We start from the raw sequence: 2,327 nt of genomic DNA, 5'->3' as shown, positions 1-2,327 counted from the left end.
TCACTACACTTCGAGCTCCCCCCTTTGGCAGCCCCCGCCGCTCCTCCGATGTCTCCGCCCCGCCGGGCGCGGCCGTCGCCGCCTTGCCCCCCGCCGGGCACCGACTCCCGTACGGCGGCGGCCACGTCGGGTGCCGTACGCGGCACGAACCACTCGGCGCCCAGGTCGCGCACCAGCGGCTCGTCGTCCTGTCCGGCGAGCGCGACCACCCGCAGGCCGCGCAGGGCGGCCAGTTCGACGGCGAAGCCGCCGACGCCGCCCGCCGCGCCGGTGACCAGGACGGTGGAGCCGGCCGGCAGGTCGAGCAGGTCCAGGGCCTGTAGCGCGGTGAGGCCGTTGAGCGGCAGGGTCGCGGCCTGGGCGAGGGTGGCGCCGGCCGGGGCGGGGGCGAGGGCGTCCGCGTCCAGGACGACGTGCTCGGCGTAGGTGCCCAGGTCGGTGTCCAGGCGGTCGCGCAGGCCCACCACCCGCTGGCCGAGCGAGAATCGGGTCACCTCGGGTCCGACGGCGTCCACCGTCCCGGCCACGTCCCAGCCGATGCCGGTCACCGCGCGCGGGGCCATCAGCCCGGCCCCGGCGAGCACCCCGGAGCGGGTGACCGCGTCCACCGGGTTGACCCCGGCCGCCGCCACCCGCACCCGCACCTGCCCGCGGCCCGGCCGCGGCAGCGCCACCTCCACCAGCTCCAGCACCTCGGGACCGCCGAACTCCCGCACCACCACGGCACGCATCACGACACCCACCCCTCACGAATCGGCAACTCCACCCAACCTAAGGAGAGTTACTCTCCATGGGGAAGGACGCACCCGAAGGTGCGTACCGCACGGAAAGGAGAGTGGGCCGATGCCCACCACGACCGCCGCCCGGCGCCGCGCCGCCGAGGCCGCCGCCTACGACGCCTACCTCGCCTGGTGCCCGGCCCGCCAACTCCTGGACCGGATCGGCGACAAGTGGGTCAGCCTGCTCGTCTCCGCCCTCGCCGACGGGCCGCTGCGCTACAGCGACCTGCGCCGGCGCCTGGCCGGGGTGAGCGAGAAGATGCTCACCCAGACCCTGCGCGCCCTGGAACGCGACGGCCTGGTCAGCCGCACCGTCACCGCCGGGGTGCCCGCCCGCGTCGACTACGAGCTCACCGGGCTCGGGCGCGACCTGCTGCCGCTCGTCCGGCAGATCAAGGACTGGGCGGAGAGCCACATGCCCCAGGTGCTGGCGGCCCGCGCCGCGTACGACGAGGACCACCGGACACCGGAATGACCCGGGGGACCGGGGACGGTCCGGGCGCAACCTCCGGCGGGGCGGCTCGTTGGGCGTACGGGTCGAACCGACCGGCCGGGGGCGGCAGTACGCCCCGGCCCTGACGGATGGGGACGTTCATGACCGACACCGACACCGCCGCGGACTCCGCGGTCCGCAGCGGCAGCCCGGACTCCGCGGTGGACCGGGTCGCCGACTTCTACGGTGCCTACGTCGACGCCGTCTCCGACGGCACCGACGACCTGGGCACCGAACTGCGCGCCCACTACCTCACCGAGGACTTCCGACAGCGGCTGGCGGCCTGGGAGGAGGCCAACCACGCCGACGGCGTGCTGCGCGCCCAGGACGTGCCCACCCGCTGGGAGGTGCGCTACCACGACTCCGGCGCCGGGCACCTGTTCACCACCGTCACGCTGACCTGGGGCACCGGCCCCGACGCCGGGCACACCCGGCTGGCGGTGCAGAGCGACCTGGGCACCAAGCTGATCTCGGACATCGAGGAGGGCTGACCCGCCGTCACGCCGCCCCCGGGGGTCACGCCAGGGCTGCGGCCAGGCGCTCGGGCAGGGTGGCGTACGGGCGGCACTCGACCACGGGCAGCGCGTGGGCGCGGGCCTGGTCGGCGAGCCAGGTGCTGTAGCGGGCGCTGACGGCGGCGCGCTCGGGCTGCGGGCCGCTGTCGGGCTCGCGGTCGGCGTAGTTGGCGCCGATGCTCCGCGGGTCGTCCTCGTGCAGGAAGACCGCGCGCACCCGCCGGCCCTGCTCGGCGGCCTCGGCGGCGGCGCGGGCGGCGGCGGCCGGGGTGAGGTAGTCGCCCTCCACGATCGCGGGCACGTCCACGGTGAGCCGGTTGCGCACGACGCCGAGCAGCGCGTCGTCCAGGGCGCGGGCGGTGGCGATCTGGAGCTCCAGGACGCGGTCGGCGCCCAGCGCGTCCGGGTCGGGCACAGCGGAGAAGTGGTGCAGGCCGGGGTGGCTGTCCGCGCCGTCAGGGCCCCGGCCGGTGCGTGAAACGATGGCCCCATGGCCACCGACCGCAGCAGCGCAGGAGACCCGGCCCGCACCCTGGCCCT

At 76.1% G+C, this 2,327-nt stretch carries 4 protein-coding genes; 2 read left to right on the top strand and 2 right to left on the bottom strand.

What is annotated here, in order from left to right; translation table 11 throughout:
• Positions 1 to 731: alcohol dehydrogenase catalytic domain-containing protein (locus tag ACWDCZ_RS40470; protein ID WP_449818606.1), on the bottom strand; the 731-nt coding region annotated here is incomplete at its 3' end.
• Positions 732 to 843: 112 nt separating this feature from the next.
• On the opposite strand from ACWDCZ_RS40470, the gene ACWDCZ_RS40465 reads away from it, so the two are divergent.
• Together ACWDCZ_RS40465 and ACWDCZ_RS40460 are read left to right on the top strand one after the other, a co-directional pair.
• Positions 844 to 1,254 carry a winged helix-turn-helix transcriptional regulator gene (locus ACWDCZ_RS40465; RefSeq protein ID WP_380744492.1) on the top strand — a complete coding sequence of 137 codons (411 nt, stop codon included), beginning with the start codon at positions 844 to 846 and terminating at the stop codon, positions 1,252 to 1,254.
• Between the two features lie 119 nt (positions 1,255 to 1,373).
• Positions 1,374 to 1,763, top strand: a complete 390-nt coding sequence (locus ACWDCZ_RS40460; protein WP_074006307.1) for a hypothetical protein — start codon at positions 1,374 to 1,376, stop codon at positions 1,761 to 1,763.
• Positions 1,764 to 1,788: 25 nt separating this feature from the next.
• Here the strand turns inward: ACWDCZ_RS40460 and ACWDCZ_RS40455 are convergent.
• A partial coding sequence (locus tag ACWDCZ_RS40455) for a hypothetical protein (protein WP_449818605.1) occupies positions 1,789 to 2,327 on the bottom strand: 539 nt, incomplete at its 5' end.

It is taken from the genome of Kitasatospora sp. NPDC001225, assembly GCF_053597855.1.
The sequence above is the reverse complement of the archived record's forward strand: the minus strand, read 5'-3'. Positions and strand labels throughout refer to the sequence as shown.

Excerpts from the sequence above, each read along its gene's own strand:
- ACWDCZ_RS40465 (WP_380744492.1), top strand. The coding sequence starts at position 844 with ATGCCCACCACGACCGCCGCCCGGCGCCGCGCCGCCGAGGCCGCCGCC.
- ACWDCZ_RS40460 (WP_074006307.1), top strand. The coding sequence starts at position 1,374 with ATGACCGACACCGACACCGCCGCGGACTCCGCGGTCCGCAGCGGCAGC.